Annotated in this window: 19 protein-coding genes; 10 read left to right on the top strand and 9 right to left on the bottom strand. The window is 70.9% G+C overall.

Annotated elements, in window-relative coordinates:
* Positions 1-327: 327 nt before the first annotated feature.
* Positions 328-1,746, top strand: coding sequence for a WS/DGAT/MGAT family O-acyltransferase (locus tag BR31_RS0111590; RefSeq protein ID WP_027501108.1), 1,419 nt, complete (start codon positions 328-330; stop codon positions 1,744-1,746).
* A 25-nt stretch (positions 1,747-1,771) separates the two neighbouring features.
* On the top strand, positions 1,772-1,972 hold the full coding sequence (locus BR31_RS0111585; protein WP_027501107.1) for a hypothetical protein: 201 nt from the start codon (positions 1,772-1,774) through the stop codon (positions 1,970-1,972).
* A 7-nt stretch (positions 1,973-1,979) separates the two neighbouring features.
* Here BR31_RS0111585 and BR31_RS0111580 read toward each other — a convergent pair whose 3' ends face one another.
* Complete coding sequence (locus BR31_RS0111580) at positions 1,980-2,405, bottom strand: VOC family protein (protein ID WP_051637313.1); 426 nt, start codon at positions 2,403-2,405, stop codon at positions 1,980-1,982.
* A gap of 93 nt (positions 2,406-2,498) precedes the next feature.
* Between BR31_RS0111580 and BR31_RS0111575 the strand changes: the two genes are divergently transcribed.
* The 6 genes from BR31_RS0111575 (at position 2,499) to BR31_RS0111550 (ending at position 8,592) form a co-directional block, all read left to right on the top strand.
* Positions 2,499-3,428, top strand: a complete 930-nt coding sequence (locus BR31_RS0111575) for a 4-(cytidine 5'-diphospho)-2-C-methyl-D-erythritol kinase (RefSeq protein WP_027501105.1) — start codon at positions 2,499-2,501, stop codon at positions 3,426-3,428.
* Positions 3,428-5,200 (top strand): ABC-F family ATP-binding cassette domain-containing protein, encoded by a 1,773-nt coding sequence (locus BR31_RS0111570; RefSeq protein WP_027501104.1) that lies wholly within the window; start codon positions 3,428-3,430, stop codon positions 5,198-5,200. The genes BR31_RS0111575 and BR31_RS0111570 overlap by 1 nt, the downstream gene beginning before the upstream one ends.
* A gap of 101 nt (positions 5,201-5,301) precedes the next feature.
* A complete protein-coding gene (locus BR31_RS0111565) occupies positions 5,302-5,790 on the top strand; it encodes a nuclear transport factor 2 family protein (RefSeq protein WP_027501103.1) in 489 nt (162 codons plus the stop codon).
* Between the two features lie 99 nt (positions 5,791-5,889).
* Positions 5,890-6,576 carry a pyridoxine/pyridoxamine 5'-phosphate oxidase gene (locus BR31_RS0111560; RefSeq protein WP_027501102.1) on the top strand — a complete coding sequence of 229 codons (687 nt, stop codon included), beginning with the start codon at positions 5,890-5,892 and terminating at the stop codon, positions 6,574-6,576.
* A gap of 22 nt (positions 6,577-6,598) precedes the next feature.
* Positions 6,599-7,603 (top strand): enoyl-CoA hydratase/isomerase family protein, encoded by a 1,005-nt coding sequence (locus BR31_RS0111555; protein WP_156042444.1) that lies wholly within the window; start codon positions 6,599-6,601, stop codon positions 7,601-7,603.
* A 131-nt stretch (positions 7,604-7,734) separates the two neighbouring features.
* A complete protein-coding gene (locus tag BR31_RS0111550; RefSeq protein ID WP_442970209.1) occupies positions 7,735-8,592 on the top strand; it encodes an SDR family oxidoreductase in 858 nt (285 codons plus the stop codon).
* Positions 8,593-8,614: 22 nt separating this feature from the next.
* On the opposite strand, the gene BR31_RS28305 is transcribed toward BR31_RS0111550, so the two are convergent.
* From BR31_RS28305 to BR31_RS0111525, 5 genes are all read right to left on the bottom strand, one after another.
* Positions 8,615-9,958, bottom strand: coding sequence for a HAMP domain-containing sensor histidine kinase (locus BR31_RS28305; RefSeq protein WP_051637312.1), 1,344 nt, complete (start codon positions 9,956-9,958; stop codon positions 8,615-8,617).
* A complete protein-coding gene (locus BR31_RS0111540) occupies positions 9,955-10,656 on the bottom strand; it encodes a response regulator transcription factor (RefSeq protein ID WP_027501099.1) in 702 nt (233 codons plus the stop codon). The genes BR31_RS28305 and BR31_RS0111540 overlap by 4 nt, the downstream gene beginning before the upstream one ends.
* A 23-nt stretch (positions 10,657-10,679) precedes the next feature.
* Positions 10,680-11,261: a hypothetical protein gene (locus BR31_RS0111535; protein ID WP_027501098.1), complete on the bottom strand. Its 582-nt coding sequence runs from the start codon at positions 11,259-11,261 to the stop codon at positions 10,680-10,682.
* A 99-nt stretch (positions 11,262-11,360) separates the two neighbouring features.
* Complete coding sequence (gene pnuC / locus BR31_RS0111530; RefSeq protein WP_027501097.1) at positions 11,361-12,014, bottom strand: nicotinamide riboside transporter PnuC; 654 nt, start codon at positions 12,012-12,014, stop codon at positions 11,361-11,363.
* 4 nt (positions 12,015-12,018) lie between these two features.
* On the bottom strand, positions 12,019-13,719 hold the full coding sequence (locus tag BR31_RS0111525) for a peptide chain release factor 3 (RefSeq protein ID WP_027501096.1): 1,701 nt from the start codon (positions 13,717-13,719) through the stop codon (positions 12,019-12,021).
* A 229-nt stretch (positions 13,720-13,948) separates the two neighbouring features.
* Between BR31_RS0111525 and BR31_RS0111520 the strand changes: the two genes are divergently transcribed.
* Complete coding sequence (locus tag BR31_RS0111520) at positions 13,949-15,586, top strand: fatty acyl-AMP ligase (RefSeq protein ID WP_027501095.1); 1,638 nt, start codon at positions 13,949-13,951, stop codon at positions 15,584-15,586.
* A 24-nt stretch (positions 15,587-15,610) separates the two neighbouring features.
* On the opposite strand, the gene BR31_RS0111515 is transcribed toward BR31_RS0111520, so the two are convergent.
* The 3 genes from BR31_RS0111515 to BR31_RS0111505 form a co-directional block, all read right to left on the bottom strand.
* The gene (locus BR31_RS0111515; RefSeq protein ID WP_027501094.1) at positions 15,611-16,123 is read right to left on the bottom strand and encodes a hypothetical protein; all 513 of its coding nucleotides are present in this window, start codon (positions 16,121-16,123) and stop codon (positions 15,611-15,613) included.
* A 79-nt stretch (positions 16,124-16,202) separates the two neighbouring features.
* Entirely contained in the window at positions 16,203-16,784 is a 582-nt protein-coding gene (pth, locus tag BR31_RS0111510) for an aminoacyl-tRNA hydrolase (protein WP_027501093.1), read from the bottom strand.
* Positions 16,785-16,899: 115 nt separating this feature from the next.
* Entirely contained in the window at positions 16,900-17,544 is a 645-nt protein-coding gene (locus BR31_RS0111505; protein ID WP_027501092.1) for a 50S ribosomal protein L25/general stress protein Ctc, read from the bottom strand.
* A 303-nt stretch (positions 17,545-17,847) separates the two neighbouring features.
* Here BR31_RS0111505 and BR31_RS0111500 point away from each other — a divergent pair, with 303 nt between their 5' ends.
* Entirely contained in the window at positions 17,848-18,327 is a 480-nt protein-coding gene (locus BR31_RS0111500) for a heme-binding beta-barrel domain-containing protein (RefSeq protein ID WP_027501091.1), read from the top strand.

The following is an 18,327-nucleotide window of genomic DNA, read 5'->3' as shown; positions in this document are numbered from 1 at the left end:
CATATTGAGAAAGATGCTGTTACGGCGAGTATCGATTCCCTGGCGAGAACACATGATCTTGATATCTGCAGGTGAATGGATTGTGCTCCCGCGTGCCAAATCAAGTTGATCTTGGCGGGGGTCCAACAGGCCCTGGACCTGGACATTTGCTCAAGTGGATTCCGATTTCCGAATGATGTAGAACGGGTCTCAAGCGCTACTGGTTCGTGATCTTTCTCACAGAATAACTGGGAGAAAGCGACACACCTGGAACGCCGGAATGACAGGTCCCCGGGGGACCGGAGCCGCTCACGGTTCCGGGCACGGGATTTCAGGAAAGAGGCGTCCATGCTGCTGCCGATGTCACCGACCGACTCGATGTTCTTGCTGGGCGAGTCCCGAGAGCATCCGATGCACGTCGGGGGTCTGGCGCTGTTCACGCCACCGGAGGGCGCAGGCGCGCGGGACGTGCGGGCGATGCTCGACGCGGCCTTCGCCAGGGGCGAGGTGTCGCCGTTGCTGCGCAAGCGGGCGCGGCGATCGGTGACCTCGCTCGGTCAGTGGGGCTGGGAGACCGACTCCGACATCGACCTCGGCCACCACGTCAGCCACGAGGCGCTCCCGGCGCCCGGCGGGCTCACGGAGTTGCTCGAACTGGTGTCCCGACTGCACGGCGGGCTGCTCGACCGCAGCCGCCCGCTGTGGGAGATGCACCTGATCGAGGGACTCGAGGACGGCCGGTTCGCGGTGTACACGAAGATCCACCACGCCCTTGCCGACGGCGTGTCCGCGATGAAACTGCTGCGCAGCGCGCTCAGCGAGGATCCGGAGGCCCGCGAGATGCCCGCCCCGTGGGAGCCGCTGGTGCGGGAGCGTCCCGCGCTCACGCTCGTCCCGGACGTGTCTGACGGGGCCGTGGTCGAGCCCTCCAGGAGTGGCCCCCTCGATCTGGCGTCGGCGGTCCTGCGCGTCGCGCGTGGCGCCGTCGGCGAGGCCGTCGGCCTCCTGCCCGCGCTCGCGGGCACGGTCGACCGGGCAAGGAACGACCGCGGCGGTTCGCTCTCCTTCGCCGCGCCAAGCAGCATCTTCAACGTGCCGATCGGGGGCGCTCGGCGGTTCGCGGCGCAGTCATGGCCGATCGAGCGGCTGCGGCTGGTCGCGAAATGCGGCGACGCCACGATCAATGACGTGGTGCTGGCGATGTGCGCGGGCGCGCTGCGCGCCTATATGGACGAACTCGATGCGCTGCCCGCCGACCCGCTGATCGCGATGGTGCCGGTCTCGTTGCGGCGTGAACAGCCGGAGGCCAAGGCGGGCAACGAGATCGGGCTGCTCATGTGCAATCTCGCCACGCACCTCGACGATCCGGCGGCCCGGCTCGACACGGTGCGCACCGCCATGCGCGAGGGGAAGGACTCGATGCGCACCATGAGCACGGCGCAGGTCCTGGCCACCAGCGCGCTCGGTGTCGCCCCGTTGGCGCTCGGCATGTTCGGCCTCGGCGGGCCGATCCGCCCCGCGAACGTGATGGTCTCCAATGTGCCGGGCCCCGGGACGCCCCTGTACTGGAACGGTGCCCGGCTGAGCGCGCTCTACCCGCTGTCGATCCCGGTCGACGGGCAGGCCCTGAACATCACCTGCACCAGCACCGACGACGAGATCGCGTTCGGGTTGACCGGCTGCCGCCGCAGTGTCCCGCCGCTGCAACCGCTACTCGGATACCTCGATGACGAGCTCGCCGCGCTCGAGCGCGCCGTCGGTTTGTGAAACCGCAGAGGGAAAGGACGATTCAATGCAGCTCACCGCACATGACCAGTCCCTGTTTCCAGATGATCACGCTCCCCACCGGGTCCGCTCCGCCGTGGCCATCGCGCTGGGGTCGGCCGTTCCCGCCACGGCGTCGGCCGTCCTGGTGACCGGGTCCGGCACCACCGGCGTGCTGACCGGGGCCTTCACCATCGCCTGCGTGGCGGTGGCGGCCCTGATCATCTAGGCCCGGCTCACCCGATCGGCCCGGCCAGCATCCACCGGTGACCGAAGGGGTCCACCAGGGTGGCCCCGCGATGGCCGTTCTCGGTCGCCGGCTCGCGTTCGACGGTCGCGCCCGTCGCCCGCGCCCGCTCCAGGGTGGCGTCGGTGTCGGTGACCGGCAGCATCAGGCTCACCCCGGAACGGCCGGGGCTGGGCGCGGTGAAGCCGATCTCCGGGAACTCGTCGGCCAGGTACAGCGTGCCCTCGCCGATCGCCAGCTCGCAGTGCCCGACCCGGCCGTCGGGCATCATCACCGGCTCGCCGTCGACGCGGGCGCCGAAGGCCTCGGCGTACCACTCGATCGCACGGCGGGCGTCGGGCACGGACAGGTAGGGCAGGGCGGCGGGCCGCGGCACCACGGTCCGCTGCTGGTTGGGGTCGCGGGGATCGGTCATCTCGGCTCCTCGGTGGGTCGGCGGCGTCCACCACCATGGTCGTCCCATCGGCGCGGTCATCGGACCGCATTTGTTCCACTACGCTGGTGCCTTGTGCTGTCCGCTGTTCCTCGCCCGGTGATCGTCCGGGCACCGTCGAAGGTCAATCTGCACCTCGGCGTCGGTGACCTGCGCGAAGACGGCTATCACGAGCTCACCTCGGTCTTCCAGGCGCTCTCGCTGCACGACGACGTCGAGGTCAGCGACGCGGACGAGCTCTCGGTCGCGGTGCACGGCGAGAGCGCGCGGGTGGTGCCGACCGACCGGCGCAACCTGGTCTGGCAGGCGGCCGAGCTGCTCGCCGAGCGGGCCGGCCGGGACCCCGCGGTCGCGATCACGATCGCCAAGGGCATCCCGGTCGCGGGTGGCATGGCGGGCGGCAGCGCCGACGCCGCGGCGACGCTGGTCGCCCTCGACGAGCTCTGGGAGCTCGGCCTCGAGCGCGTCGATCTGGACGAGTACGCGGCCCGGCTCGGCAGCGACGTGCCGTTCTCGCTGCGCGGCGGCACCGCGATCGGTACCGGTCGCGGGGAGAAACTGCTGCCGGTGCTGTCCCGCAACACCTTTCACTGGGTTCTCGCGCTGGCCAAGGGTGGGCTGCGGACCCCGGACGTGTTCCGCGAGCTGGACCGGCTGCGGGCCGAGGGCGACCCGCCCCGGCTCGGGGACCCCGACGAGCTGATGCACGCGCTGGCCGTCGGCGATCCCCACCAGCTCGCGCCCCTGCTCGGCAACGACCTGCAGCCCGCGGCGCTGTCCCTGAAGCCGGAGCTGCGCCGGACCCTGCGGGCCGGCACCGCCGCGGGTGCCCTGGCCGGCATCGTCTCGGGCTCGGGGCCCACCTGTGCCTTTCTCTGCGCGGACGCCGACGCGGCCGTGGCGGTCAGCGCGGAACTGGCGGGCGCGGGCGTCTGCCGGACCGTGCGAACAGCCCACGGACCGGTGCCCGGTGCCCGCGTGATCGACGACAAGACGGAGCGCTGATGGCGAATCTGATCAATCTGGAACAGGTCTCGAAGTCGTTCGGGATCAAACCGCTGCTCGACTCGGTGTCGCTCGGCGTCCAGGAGGGCGAGCGGATCGGTGTCGTCGGCCTCAACGGCGGCGGCAAGACCACCATGCTCGAGGTGCTCGCAGGCCTCGAGCCGCCGGACTCCGGCCGGGTGAGCCGGGTCGGCGGACTGCGGATGGCGGTGGTCACCCAGCGCGGCGTGCTGCCCGCGGGCTCGACCGTCGCGGACGTGGTGCTGGCCCCGCTCGGGGTCGCCGAGCACGAGTGGGCGGGCGACGCGCGGATCCGATCGATCCTCGCGGGCATCGGCGTCGACTCGGTCGGCCTGGAAGCGAAGGTCGACGGGCTGTCCGGCGGCGAGCGGCGCCGCGTCGCGCTCGCGGCCGCGCTGGTGCAGGACCTCGACCTGCTGGTGCTCGACGAGCCGACCAACCATCTCGACGTCGAGGGCGTGCAGTGGCTGGCCGAACATCTCGTCGGCAGGCGCAGTGCCCTGGTCGTGGTGACCCACGACCGGTGGTTCCTCGACACCGTCGCCACCCGCACCTGGGAGGTCGTCGGCGGCAATGTCGAGACCTACGAGGGCGGCTACGGCGACTGGATCTTCGCCAGGGCCGAGCGGGCCAGGCAGGCGGACGCGGCCGAGGACCGGCGTCGGAACCTGGCCAGGAAGGAACTGGCCTGGCTGCGTCGTGGCCCGCCGGCCCGGACCTCCAAGCCGCGCTACCGGATCGAGGCGGCCGAGGCGCTCATCGCCGATGTGCCGCCGCCGCGCGACAACGTCGCGCTGGCCTCGTTCGCGCAGCGTCGGCTCGGCAAGGTCGTCATCGAGCTCGAGAACGCCACCATCTCGACCCCCGACGGTCGGGAGCTCGTGCACGACCTGACCTGGCGGCTGGCCCCGGGCGAGCGCATCGGCCTTGTCGGCGTCAACGGCTCCGGCAAGACCACGCTGCTGCGCACCCTTGCCGGCGAGATCGCGCCGTCGACGGGCAAGCGCATCGAGGGCAAGACGGTCAAGATCGGTTGGCTCCGACAGGAACTCGACGATCTGCCGACCGACATGCGGGTGCTCGAGGCGGTCAAGGATGTCGCCGAGCGGATCGTGCTCGGGGACCGTGAGGTCTCGGCCGGTCAGCTCGCCGAGCGGCTGGGCTTCACCCCGGCCCGGCAACGGACCCCGGTTGGCGACCTGTCCGGCGGCGAGCGCCGTCGGCTGCAGCTCACCCGGGTGCTGATGTCGGAGCCGAACGTGCTCTTGCTCGACGAGCCGACGAACGACCTGGACATCGACACCCTCCAGCAGCTCGAGGACATTCTCGACGGCTGGGCGGGGACGATGGTCGTGATCAGTCACGACCGGTTCCTGATCGAACGGCTCTGCGACTCCACCTGGGCGCTGTTCGGCGACGGCAAGCTCACCAACCTGCCCGGCGGCATCGCGGAGTACCTGCGACGGCGCGAGCAGGTCGTGGCGATCGCGGCTCCAGGGCCCGCGCCGGTGACGACGCCGACCGCGACCCGCGACGGCGCGGCGGACCGGGCCGCCCGCAAGGAACTGAGCAAGCTGGAGCGTCAGGTCAGCAAGCTCGACGAGCGGGAGACCACGCTGCACGCGGCGCTGGTCGAGGCCGCCACGGATCCGCAGCGGTTGCAGTCGCTCGACGCGGAGCTGCGGCAGGTGCTGGCCGACAAGGAGGCCGCGGAGGAGCGCTGGATGGAGTTGGCCGCCGAGCTGGAATGAACCGGCGCTCACCCATTCCGGTCTCCTCGCCGGGCGAAGGCGACTAGTCTGCGATGCAGGTCAGTATCTGTGCATGAGTCCCGTCATGGAAGGCGTGCATCATGGATCTGGAGGCCGTCGCCGAGATCTGCCGACTCAAGTACCGGTACACCCGCGCGCTGGACACCAAGGATTGGGCCACGTTCCGCGACACCCTGTTGCCCGACGCGACGGCGACCTACGGCGAGCATCTCCGGTTCGAGGATCGCGATGCGCTGGTCTCCTTCATGGAGATCACGCTCGCCCCGCACGTGCTGACCGAGCACCTGACCGGGCAGCCCGAGATCGACGTGGACGGTGACACCGCGTCCGGGGTCTGGGTGCTCTCGGACACGGTGATCATCCCGGAGGACGGGATGCTGCTGCGCGGTGCGGCTTTCTATCACGACCGGTACGCCAGGGGTGCGGACGGACGATGGCGCATCTCGCACACGGGCTACGAGCGCACCTACGAGGTGGTCATCTCCCTCGCCGACATCCCGAGCTTCCAGGTCACCTCGAGTCGGTGGGCGCTCTCGGTGACCCCGTCCGCCACCCAGGCCACCGCCTGACGGGGGCCCGCGGGTCGAATCGTGCTCGGCGCCAGGACCTCTCGGTCGGTGGCGTGTCGTCGCGGTGCGCGGACCCGCGGTCGGGCCTAGGGTTCGAGCGTGCCCGACATCACGCCCCGGTCCTCGTTCGCCGACACCCGCGCGTGGCTGCGCGCCCTGCCCGCCCTCACGGCAACCGCGGTGGCGGCCGATGCCCTTGACCCGACGCCAACCCCGTCGCCGTTGTTCCTGCGCTGGCTCGAGGACGCGATCGCGGCGGGAGTGCCGGAACCCCAGTCCGCCGTGCTGTCCACGACGGAGGACGACGGCGGGGTCGATGCCCGGGTCCTCATCCTCAAGGACGTCGACGAACGGGGCTGGTGGTTCTCGGGCTCGGTGGACTCGCCGAAGGGGCGTCAGCTGGCGGCGAACCCCTCGGCGGCGCTGACCTTCTACTGGGCCGGAGTCGGCAGGCAGGTCCGGGTGCGCGGCCGCGCCGAGCCGGGGGAGGCGGGGGTGAGCGCGCGGGACTACGTCGAACGGTCGGTGACCGCCCGCGCGGTGGCCGCGGCCAGCAGGCAGAGCGAGGTGTTGGCGGATCCCGCCGAGTACGACCGCGCGGTCGCCGAGATGGTCGCCCGGATCGAGGCCGATCCGGGCACCGTCGCGCCGGCCTGGCAGGCTTGGTGCCTGGTCCCGGACAGCGTGGAGTTCTGGCTCGCCGACCCGGGGCGCAGACACCAACGGTTGCGGTACCGGCGGCTCGGGCCGTCCGCGGGGTGGTCGACAGACACCCTGTGGCCGTGACCGCGAGATCACCTGAACGGGAGTGTGCATGAGCTTCATCCGGACCAACGTCGCAGGCGGCGTCGGCGAGATCGTGCTGGACCGACCGAAGGCGCTCAACGCCCTCGACCCGAGCATGATCCGCGACCTGTACGAGCCGCTGCTGCGCTGGCGCGACGATCCGGCGGTCGAGACGGTCCTGGTGACCAGCGGTTCCGAGCGGGCGTTCTGCGCGGGCGGCGACATCAAGGCCGTGCGGGAGGCGGTGCTGCGCGGCGATCGGGAGTTCGTGCACGGGTTCTTCGCCGAGGAGTACCGGCTCAACCTGCTGATCGGCGAGTACCCGAAGCCCTACATCTCGCTGATCGACGGCGCCGCGATGGGCGGCGGGCTCGGCATCTCGGTGCACGGCTCGGTCCGGGTGGTGACCGAGCGGGCGGTGCTGGCGATGCCGGAGACCGCGATCGGGTTCTTCCCCGACATCGGAGCCAGCCACTTCCTGCCGCGGCTGACCGGCGCGGCAGGGATGTACCTCGGGCTCACCGGCGCCAGGGCGTCGGCGGGTGACGCTGTCGCGTTCGGGCTGGCGACGCATTTCGTGCCGAGCGAGCGGTTGGCGGAGCTGGCCGACGCGATCCGCGGTGGCTCGGCCGCCGAGGCGCTGGAGAAGTTCGGCGAGCAGGCCCCCGACGCGCCGCTGGCCGCGCGGCAGGCGGAGATCGACGAGGTGTTCGCGCAGGGCACCCCGGCGGACATGCTGGCCCGGCTGACCGGGGACGACGAGTGGACGGCGCAGGCGAGGACCGCGCTGACCGCGGTGTCGCCGACCGCCGCCTTCGTCACCGCGGAGCTGATCGGGCGCGGCGCGGACGACGGGCTGTCGCGGTGCCTCGACCGTGAGCTGGCGCTGACCGGCCCGGTGACCGCCGGGCCCGACTTCGCCGAGGGCGTGCGCGCGGTGCTGGTCGACAAGGACCGCAACCCGACCTGGTCGCCGTCGAGCCTCGCCGAGGTGGACCGGGACGTGATCGCCGCGCTGTTCGACTAGCACCGCCCGCCCCGCCGAGTGTGCAGTTGCTGTCGTCCCTTCCCTGGCGACGCCCGGCAGATGCACACTCGGCGGGGTCCGGGGGCGCGCGGATAGCATCGAATCCGCCATCCCAACCGGAGGAGCCAGCAATCGTGATCACCGAGATCCTCGCCCGTGCGGCGCTGAGCCCGATCCCGTCCGCCCGGGCGATCGCCGCGAAGATCCTGCCGATGCGCGAGCACCGGATCGAGGGCAAGCGGATTCTGCTGACCGGGGCGTCGTCCGGGGTGGGGGAGGCGGCCGCACGGCGCCTCGCCGCCGAGGGCGCCGAGCTGATTCTCGTCGCGCGCGGCGCCGAGGCGCTCGAGGCCGTGCGCGACGAGATCGTGGGCGACGGCGGGACCGCGCACGCCCTGCCATGCGACCTCACCGATGCCGACGACGTGGACCGGCTCCGGACCCTGGTCCGCGACGAGTTCGGCCCCGTCGACGTGCTCGTCAACAACGCGGGCCGGTCGATCCGCCGCCCGGTCGAGGACTCGTTCGACCGGTTCCACGACTTCGAGCGCACCATGGCCCTGAACTACTTCGGCCCGGTGCGGCTCACCCTCGCGCTGCTGCCGGAGATGCTCGAGCGAGGGCAGGGACACGTGGTCAACGTGGCCACCTGGGGCGTGCCGGGTGGCGTCATGCCCAAGTTCGCGGCGTACCACGCGTCGAAGTCCGCGGTCAGCGCGTTCGGGCGCGACCTCGGCGCCGAGCTCGAGGGTCGCGGGGTGTCCGTGACGACCGTTCACTTCCCCCTGATCCGCACCCCGATGATCGCCCCGACCAAGGACTACGACTCGATGCCCGCGCTCGCCCCCGAGGACGCGGCGTCCTGGCTGGTCACGGCGATCCGCACCCGGCCGGTCGAACTGCTCCCGACCTATGCGGAGCTGCTGCGGTTCCTGGACAACTTCGCGCCGACGATCACCGACGCCCTCGTCAGGCGCGCCGGGATCTGACCGCAGCCGGTCGAGAGTGCACTTACCGGGGCATCGCCCGAGTGGCGGCGACCGTAGGTGCACACTCGGCGGGGCCGGAGCGGGGGAGCCGCAGCGACAGCCTGACGCCGCCGAGCGGGCTGTCCACCAATTCCACGGTGCCGCCGTGTAGTTCGGCCTGCTGGGCGACCAGCGCGAGCCCCAGCCCGGACCCCTCGGAGCCGGAGCCGGTGCCGCGGACGAATCGCTCGAACATCGACGCCCGCTCGGACTCGGGCACCCCGCTCCCGTCGTCGTCGACGGTGATGACGGCGTCACCGTCGGTGTCGGTGCGGACGGAAACGAGCACCCGTCCGGCCCCGCCGTGCCGGACCGAGTTGGTGATGGCGTTGTCGAGCACCAGCCGCAGGCCGGTCGGAATGCCGCGCACCGCAACGGGTTCGGGTGCCGAGAAGTCGATGTCCAGGTCGGGGTGGGTGCGCTCGGCTGCCTGGACGCAGCGGTCGACGAGCTCGGCCAGGTCCAGCTGCTCGTGGTCGGCGACGTCGGAGAGCTCGCCGACCGCAAGCCGTTCGAGGTCGGTCAGGGTGGTCTCGACCTGACGTTGGGTGGAGAGCAGGTCGCGCAGGATCTCGTCACGCTGCTCGCCGGTGAGCCGCATGGTCGAGAGCACCTCGAGATCGGTCCGCATCGACGTCAGCGGGGTGCGCAGCTCGTGCGCGGACACCGCGGCGAAGTCGCGGGCGGATCCCAGCGCCTCCTCGGTCCGTTTCTGGGCGGCGGCGATCCGGTCCAGCATGTGACCCATCGCCTCCGACAGATCCTCGGCCTCCCTGGCGCCGCGCACGCTCGGGCGCGCGGCCCGGGGATCGTCGCCGATGTCGTGGGTTGCGTCGGCGAGCAGTCGGAGCGGGCGCACGGCCCGGCCGGCCAGCAGCCAGCCCAGCCCGCCCGCCGCCGCGATCGCCACCACGGCGGCGATGGCGACCGCCACCTGCTGTTGCCGGATGGCCTGGGTCAACGGGTCCTCGGGGACGGTCAACGCCAGGAAGGCGCCCGGTTCTCCGGGGACCGCGACGTCGCGGATGCGGACCGCGGTACCTGCCAGCAACTCCGTTCTGGTCGCATCTTCGGCCGGGGTGGCCTCTGCGGACCCTCCGGACACGACCGCAGGCAGCGGAAGGGCCGGTGCCATCTCGACTATGTCGGCCGGGACCGTGTTGGCCGGGGCCGACAACGTCACCGAGTCGAGTGTCCGGTCGATCTGCTCCGAGCCGTTCACCCGAAGGAACACCGCGATGGCGGCGCCGATCGCGACGATGACGACGGCCGCGGACAACGCCGACACGATGGCGACCCGCGCGCGTAGCGACAGCGACCGCCTCACGGCTGCGCTCGCAGGACGAACCCGACGCCTCGGACGGTGTGCAGGACTCGTGGCATCGAGTTCGCCTCCAGTTTCTTGCGTAGATACGTGACGAAGACGTCGACCACGTTGGTGTCGGCGTCGAAGTCGTAGCCCCACACCAGGCGGAGCAGCTGGGGGCGGCTGAGCACGACGCCCGCGTTCTCGGCCAGCGCACCGAGCAGGTCGAACTCGCGCTTGGTCAGGTCGAGCCTGCGGCCCGCGACGTGGGCGCGCCGTCCCGGCAGATCCACCTCGAGGGCCCCGACCGTGACGAACCCGGCGGGCGCCGCGGCCCTGGGTGCCCGCCGGAGCAGCGCCCGCAGCCGGGCGACCAGTTCGCCGAGCTCGAACGGTTTGGTCAGGTAGTCGTCCGCGCCCGCCTCCAGGCCCGCGATCCGGTCGCCGACCGAGCTGCGCGCACTGAGCACGCAGATCGGCACCTCGTTGCCCATCGCCCGCAGCGCGGTGACCACACCGACGCCGTCGAGTCCGGGCATGTTGACGTCGAGGACGATCGCGGCGGGGCGCTTGTCGGACACGGCCCGCAGGGCAGAGGCCCCGTCCGTCGCGGTCTCGGTGTGGAAACCGGACAGGCGGAGCCCCCGCTCCAGCGAGGCCAGGACCTTGGGGTCGTCGTCGACGACGAGGATGCGGGCGGTGTCGGTCACCGCATCCATGGTGCCAGTGGCCGCGGGGTGCCTCAGCAGGCGCGAGTCACGGTCACGGCACCGGCCGGGACGCTCTCGTCCATCTCAATGGTCAGCATCTGTGCATCCGCGGGCAGTTCGTCCGCCGGGACGGCGCGCGTGATCGTGCCGTCGGCGATCATCCTCTGCACCTCCTCGTCGGTGAGCACCTTCGTGAGGGCCAGTCCCGGCTCGCCTGCGGGGGTCCCCGGGGCAGAGGTGACGGCGGGCATCGCGGTCCCGTCGGCGATCAACCGCTGCACCCCCTCGGTCAGGACGTCCGTGAGGGGCTGTCCCGGCTCGCCCGCGGGGGTCGCCGGGACAGTCGCGACGGCGGGCACCGCGGTCCCGTCCTCGATCATCTTCTGCAGCGCCTCCGGGCTGAGCTCGACGGCCGTGGCCGCACAGGTCGCCGCGTCCAGCGGTGCGCCTGCCACCGCGGGGCCGGACTCCTGGACGGCGACCGCCCCGCCCTGCGGGATGGCGTCGTTCGCCCACGCCACGCCGGGCACCGTGACGGCGGCGGCGACCGCCAGCCCGGCGGCCGCGAACCCGGCACGCTTGCGGACGATGCCGGTGTTGAGGGACTTGCGCATGGGGAACTCCTTCGGTCGTGTCGGAGCCCCGGTGGCTTCGACGTGACCCAAGGTATGGACGAAAAACTCGGCGCCCGTTAGCGAATCATTAGGGGTTCGTTAGACCCGAACGGGCGTCGTCCGACGCTGGATCCGCAGCCACACCGCGAAGCCCCAGACCACGAAGCCCGCGTACACCAGGTACAGGATCGCCGACGGGTAATAACCGGCCTTGAGCAGCAGCGGAACACCGACGACGTCGACGCCGATCCAGATCAACCAGAACTCGGTCCACCCGCGGGCCATCCCGTAGGTGGCGAGCATCGACCCCATGAAGATCCAGGCCTCCGCCCACGGGCCGTAGGAGCCGAGCCGGGCGAAGATCTGCGCGAACGCCACCGTGCCCGCGGCCATCGCGAGGACCAACAGGAGCCGGTCCCGCGGCGGCGCCCATCGCGGCAGCACCGCCTGGCCGGACTCGTGCCGCGACCGCAGCCACTGCGTCCAGCCGTACACGCTCACGGTGATGAACATCAGCTGGCGGCCGGCCTGGCCGTACAGGTTCAGCTCCTGTGGGGTGTGGAACAGCGCGCCCATGAACACGGTGAACAGCAATGCATTTCCGGCGATGCCCACCGGCCACGCCCAGACCACGCGCTTCATCCCGCCGATCGCGGAGGCGATGCCGAAGGTGTTGCCGAGGATCTCGCGCCACAGGATCGTGGCCCCGCCGAGGTGCAGTTCCGCGTCGAACAGGGTGAGCAGCGGATTCACGGAGCTAGTCGGCGGTCGCGACGAGCGGCTCGAGGGTCAGCTCAGGAAGCTCCTTCTGCAGGTACTGCAGCCGCCACTTGTCGCTGATCAGGGCGAGCATCACGCCGTCGGACCTGGTGAAGACCTCGACCCCGCGCTGGCGGCCCAGCTCGGTGGCCGACTCGGCGTCGGTGCGGCGGGCCAGCGCGTACGGCAGGCCCTCCATCCGGGCCTCCACCGAGAACTCCGCCTTCATCCGCGCGGCCACGACCTCGAACTGCATCGGGCCGACGGCCGCCATCACCGGCGCCGCGTCGCCGCGAATGTCGTTGCGCAGCACCTGGACCACGCCCTCGGAGTCGAGCTGCTCCACGGCGCGGCGGAACTGCTTGTACTTGCTCGCGCTCTCCGCGCGCAGCACCGAGAAGTGCTCGGGCGCGAACGAGGGGATCGGCGGGAACTCCACCTTCTTGTCCGTGAACAGGGTGTGGCCGGGTGCCAGGGCGGTCGCGTTCACCAGGCCGACGACGTCACCCGGGTACGCGGACTCGACGGTGGAGCGCTCGCGGCCGAACACGGTCTGCGCGTACTTGGTGGTGAAGGGCTTGCCGGTCTGGGCGTGCGTCACGACCATCCCGCGCTCGAAGACGCCGGAGACGATCCGCATGAACGCCAAGCGGTCTCGGTGGCTCGTGTCCATGCCCGCCTGCACCTTGAAGACCACCGCGCTGAACGGATCGGTGACCTCCCGCGCGGCGCCCTTGAGGTCGTCGCGGGGGCCGGGAGCCGGCGCGAGCGCCACCAGGGTGTCGAGGATCTGCCGGACGCCGAAGTTCAGCATCGCGGAGGCGAAGATGACAGGGGAGGTCTGCCCGGCCAGGAACATCTCCTGGTCGTGGTCCTGTCCGCTGGCCGAGAGCAGCTCGCTCTCCTCGACCGCGGTGTCCCAGTCGGAGCCGTCACGGGCCGCGGCGGCGTCGGCGTCGAGGATCTCCTCGGGCGCGATCGTGGCGCCGCCCGCGGTGCGGGTGAACCTGATGTACTCCCGCGGGGCGCCGTCCTCGCCGCGCCGCAGCAGGCCGCGGAAGTCGCCCGCGATGCCAACCGGCCAGTACAGGGGGGTCGGGGTAAGGCCGATCCGCTCGTGGATCTCGTCGAGCAGCTCCAGCGGGGTCTGGCCGGGGCGGTCCCACTTGTTGATCACGGTGATCACCGGGATCCCGCGGTGGCGACACACCTGGAACAGCTTGAGGGTCTGCGGCTCGAGGCCCTTGGCTGCGTCGATCAGCATGACCGCGGCGTCGACGGCGGTGAGCACCCGGTAGGTGTCCTCCGAGAAATCGGAGTGACCCGGGGTGTCGACGAGGTTGATGACGCTGATCGGATCGTTCGGCTCGGACTCGGCGGACTTGTAGTTGAACTGCAGCGCGGTCGAGCTAACCGAGATGCCGCGGGCCTTCTCCATCTCCATCCAGTCGGAGACGGTGGAGCGGCGACCGGCCTTGCCGTGCACGGCGCCCGCCTCCGAGATCATCTTCGCGTGCAACGCGAGTGCCTCGGTGAGCGTGGACTTACCGGCGTCGGGGTGCGAGATGACAGCGAAGGTCCGACGCCGGGCGGCCTCGGCGGCCAGGCCCTTCGGCGTCGCGGGGGTCCCGGCTGAGGCGACCTCCGCTGCGGCGTCGGGTGAGGTGGAGGCGGACGCCGACGCGGGCTCGGTGGTCACCGGGATTCCTTACTGATATGAGACGGACGAAATGTGGCGAAACGCCAATATGCCAGGTTACCCGTGCCGGTGACGCCTATGCTCGGGTACACCCCGAACCTGGCCGTGGCCCTGCGGGAGTAACGGCCGAACTGCGTTTCCGGAAGTACCAGTGAGGGCTCTGGGGCCCTCGGCGCGGCGTGCACCGCGCCCGGCCGCCTCGTCCCTCCATCGTGCGGAGGAGGGCGTCATGAGCCGGTTCACCGATGAGATGTATGCCAACGCAGCGGACAGTCCCCATGGGCTCGTGACCGGGGAACCGGACAGTCCGCGCCGTCAGGTCTGGAGCGAGATCCACGCGGCCGCCCGCGCGATGGCGGGCGCGCTCGCGGACACGGGCATCGGCCCGGGCGATGCGATCGGGATCCTCGCCGGTCAGCCCGTGGACATCGCGCCGTCCGTGCAGGCCATCTGGATGCGTGGCGCCTCGGTGACCATGCTGCACCAGCCGACGCCGCGCACGGACCTGACCGTCTGGGCGGAGGACACCGAGACGGTCATCGGCATGATCGCGGCCAAGGCGGTCATCCTCGGCGCACCCTTCGACGCGGCGGCGCCGCTCCTCGAGGAGCGGGGCATCAGGGTCGTCACCATCGCGGACCTGCGAGCGGGACCCGATATCGACCCGGTGCAGACCGCCGAATCCGACATCGCGTTGCAGCAGCTCACGTCGGGATCGACGGGGTCACCCAAGGCTGTGCAGATCACGCACGGGAACTTCTACACGAACTCTTGCGCGATGCTCTCCCGGATCAAGTTCTCGGTCGACGACGACGTGATGGTGAGCTGGCTGCCGCTGTTCCACGACATGGGCATGGTCGGTTTCCTCACCCTGCCGATGCAGATCGGTGCCGAGATCGTCAGCATCACCCCGATGGACTTCCTCACCTCGCCGCTGTTGTGGGCGGAACTGATGGGCAGGTACCGGGGCACGGTCACCGCCGCACCGAACTTCGCCTACTCGCTGCTCGCCAGGCGGCTCGCGCAGGCCGGGGACGGCGTCGTGGATCTGTCGACCGTGCGCTGCCTGCTCAACGGTGCGGAGCCGGTGGACGCCGACACGATGCTCGCGCTCGCGGAGGCGGGGGCACGATTCGGGCTGGACCCGGCGGCGCTGGCGCCGACGTACGGGATGGCGGAGGTGACCCTCGCGGTCTCCCTGCCCCAGCCGGGGCAGGGATTGGTGCTCGACCTGGTGGACCCGGACCTGTTCGAGGCGGGCGGCCTTGCGGTACCGACCGACCGGGCCAATGCCCGCCGGCTCCCGACGCTCGGTCCGCTGGTGTCGGGCCTGGAGGGGCGCATCGTCGGTGAGGACGGGCGGGTGCTCCCACGCCGTGCGGTCGGCATCATCGAGCTCAGGGGCGGGTCGGTGACCCCCGGCTACCTCACGGTGGACGGGCACAAGCCCGCGCGGGACGCGGAAGGGTGGTTCAACACCGGGGACGTCGGCTACTTCACCGAGGAGGGCCTGATGGTGGTGTGCGGGCGCGTCAAGGACGTGATCATCATGGGCGGGCGCAACGTCTACCCGACCGACATCGAGCGGGCCGCGTGCACCGTCAGGGGGGTCCGGCCGGGCAACGCCGTCGCGGTGCGGCTCGACGCGGGGCAGAAGCGGGAGTCCTTCGCGGTCGCGGTGGAGACCAACGACCATGAGGACCCCGAGGAGGTCAAGCGGATCGAGCACGAGGTGGTGCACGCGGTGGTCTCGGAGGTCGGCGTGCGACCGAGGACGGTGGCCGTGCTGGGTCCGGGCAGCATCCCGAAGACGTCGTCCGGCAAGCTGCGGCGCGGGCGGTCGGCCGCCCTGGTGAGCGGGGTGTAGTCCGGCGACGCGTGGTCGGGCGGGCTATTCGCGGATGCTGACCTCGGAGGTCGAGCCGTCGAAACTGAACGATCCGGCCGGTCCTCTGCAGGACATGGACTTGCCGTCGAGGGCCGTGCACGACAGCGCCCCGACCGTGAGCGTCGAGCCCGGCGGCAGCAGTTGGCCCGCGATGAAGGCACCGGCCACGTTGACGACCTTGCGGACCCCGTCGGGCTCGATGACGATCGCGTCGGCGGGCGCCCGCACGTTGGTCTGGGGGTCGACGATCGGCGGGTCCGTCTTCGGCAGCGGGAGGTCGCACAGCATGTGCGGCGCCTGGTTGTCGGCCTGGTTGGGGTTGAACCAGCAGCCCGCGGCCCCGGACACCAGGTGGAACACGTGCTTGCCGTCACCGATCGCGTACTCGGCGGGGTCGACCTGGACCCCCTCGGCGGCGGTGGCGACCCCGGTCGTGGCCGAATTCGCGCAACCGCTCATCAAGATCCCGGCCACGAGCACGAGCCCGGCACCCGCTGCGCCGCCCAACCGAACCACTACGCCCCCTGTGTCATTCTCGATCTCCACACCATCGCGGCGTCCGCAGCGTAGCCCAGATAGTAGCCAGCCGGTTCGATCAGTGCAGCTGGTTCTGTGCGGCCTCGAGCCCGGCGCGGAGCAGCAGCTCGACGGCGTCCGCGGCTTCCTCGCACACCAGGTCCAGTTCCTTGCGCTCGACCGACGAGAACGGCTTGAGCACGTAGTCCGCGGGATCCATCCGACCGGGCGGGCGGCCGATGCCGACGCGGGCGCGCAGGTAGTCCTTGGTGCCGATCGCGCTGGAGATCGAGCGCAGGCCGTTGTGCCCGCCCTCGCCGCCGCCGAGCTTGAGCCGGAGCGTGCCGAAGTCCAGGTCCAGCTCATCGTGCACGACGACGAGATTCGCGGGTTCGACCGAGAAGAACCGGGCCAGGGCGGCCACCGGCTTGCCGGACAGGTTCATGTACGAGCGCGGTTTCGCCACGATCACCTGGCGGCCCGCGATGCGCAACGTCACCGCGTCCGAACCGCTCTTCTTGTGCGCGGTGAACCGGGCCCGCTCGCGGGCGGCCAGCGCGTCGACCACCATGAACCCGATGTTGTGCCTGGTGCGTTCGTACTGCGGTCCTGGATTTCCCAGCCCGACGACGAGGGCAGTTGATTCGGATGGCTGGCTCAACGCGGTCGGCTCTCGGTCGTAGGGGTGGGGCCGCGAACGACAACGGCGCGCCGTCCCTCGCGGGATGGCGCGCCGTTGACGTTAGCGCTGCACTGATGTGTGCGGTGGAGCAGGCTCAGCTCTCGGTGGACTCGGCCTCGGCCTCGCCCGCCTCCTCGGCGGGGGCCTCGGCGCCCTCGGCGCCCGCACCCTCGGCCTCGAGGGCCTCGGCGGTCGGCGCGGCGACGATGTTGACGATCAGCAGCTCCGGGTCACCCTGCAGGGTGGCGCCGGCGGGCAGGGTCAGGGCGGAGGCGTGGATCTGGCTGCCGACCTCGAGGCCCTCGACCGAGACCTCGATGGACTCGGGCAGGTTCATGGCGTCGGCCTCGACGGAGACGGTGGCGGCGTCCTGGGCGACCAGGCTGCCTGCGGCGGCATCGCCGGTGACGACGACGGGCACCTCGACGGTGACCTTCTCGCCCTTCTTGATGACCAGCAGGTCCGCGTGCTCGATGTAGTTGCGGATCGGGTGGACGACGACCGACTTGGTGAGCGCGATCTGCTCCTTGCCCTCGATGTCGAGGGTGAGGACCGCGTTGGTGCCGTGCGCGCGCAGGACCTTGGCGAACTCACGGGCGTTCAGCGCGAGGTGGCGCGGCTCTTCCTGGTGGCCGTAGAGGACCGCGGGGACCTGGCCGTCGCGGCGGGCGCGGCGGGCAGCACCCTTGCCGAACTCGGTGCGGACGGCGGCTTCGAGGCGATTGGCATCGGTCGACATGGGAAAACAGCTCCTACGGCTCACATCAGATTTGATTCGGTGGCATTGCGGTGTTCTCGACGGGGGCGGACGACGCGCACGGCCCGGAGCGCAAACTGCTCGAAAGGTAGCCGTAGCCGCGTCGATCACGGTGAGCCAACGAAGTGGTTCACCCTCGCCGAGACAACGCTGGCCAGCATACCGGAGACCGGCGATCTCCCGCCAATCGACCTCGACACGCGCCCAGCGCGAAATCGCACGGGTTCGGGATGGCCGTTAGGTTTGGACGGAAATGGAAGACCACGACAACTCCCGGGAGTGCCGATGACTGACGTGACCGCCGCGCTGGCGCCGCTGGGCGTGCTCGCCCCGTTTGCCGGCCACTGGGCAGGCTCCGGCGAGGGGCACTACCCGACGATCGAGGATTTCGCGTACGACGAGCAGGTCAACCTGACGCCGATCGGGAAGCCCTTCCTGACCTACCTGTCCCGGACTCGCAAGCCGGGCGGCGGGCCGCCGATGCACACCGAGAACGGGTACCTGCGGCTCACCGGAGGTGACAGCGTCGAGCTGCTGGTCAGCCAACCCACGGGATTCGTCGAGATCCATCAGGGTGACGTTCGCGACGGCGTGCTCGAGATGACGACGGTGACACTGAGCCGGTCGCCGAACGCCAAGCCCGTCCACGAGATCCGCCGACGCTGGGTGGTCGAGGGCGATCTGCTCACCTACGACCTGTGGATGGCACACGACACGACGCCGCTCACCCACCACCTGCACGCCGAGCTGCGCAGGCAGGAGTAA

Source organism: Rhodococcus sp. UNC363MFTsu5.1, from assembly GCF_000686785.1.
GTDB lineage: Bacteria > Actinomycetota > Actinomycetes > Mycobacteriales > Mycobacteriaceae > Rhodococcus_G > Rhodococcus_G maanshanensis.
The sequence above is the reverse complement of the archived record's forward strand: the minus strand, read 5'-3'. Positions and strand labels throughout refer to the sequence as shown.

Bases quoted from the DNA above. Each gene is read 5' to 3' on its own strand.
- BR31_RS0111590 (WP_027501108.1), top strand. From the start codon at position 328: ATGCTGCTGCCGATGTCACCGACCGACTCGATGTTCTTGCTGGGCGAG.
- BR31_RS0111585 (WP_027501107.1), top strand. From the start codon at position 1,772: ATGCAGCTCACCGCACATGACCAGTCCCTGTTTCCAGATGATCACGCT.
- BR31_RS0111580 (WP_051637313.1), bottom strand. From the start codon at position 2,405: ATGACCGATCCCCGCGACCCCAACCAGCAGCGGACCGTGGTGCCGCGG.
- BR31_RS0111570 (WP_027501104.1), top strand. From the start codon at position 3,428: ATGGCGAATCTGATCAATCTGGAACAGGTCTCGAAGTCGTTCGGGATC.
- BR31_RS0111565 (WP_027501103.1), top strand. From the start codon at position 5,302: ATGGATCTGGAGGCCGTCGCCGAGATCTGCCGACTCAAGTACCGGTAC.
- BR31_RS0111540 (WP_027501099.1), bottom strand. From the start codon at position 10,656: ATGGATGCGGTGACCGACACCGCCCGCATCCTCGTCGTCGACGACGAC.
- BR31_RS0111535 (WP_027501098.1), bottom strand. From the start codon at position 11,261: ATGCGCAAGTCCCTCAACACCGGCATCGTCCGCAAGCGTGCCGGGTTC.
- BR31_RS0111520 (WP_027501095.1), top strand. From the start codon at position 13,949: ATGAGCCGGTTCACCGATGAGATGTATGCCAACGCAGCGGACAGTCCC.
- BR31_RS0111505 (WP_027501092.1), bottom strand. From the start codon at position 17,544: ATGTCGACCGATGCCAATCGCCTCGAAGCCGCCGTCCGCACCGAGTTC.
- BR31_RS0111500 (WP_027501091.1), top strand. From the start codon at position 17,848: ATGACTGACGTGACCGCCGCGCTGGCGCCGCTGGGCGTGCTCGCCCCG.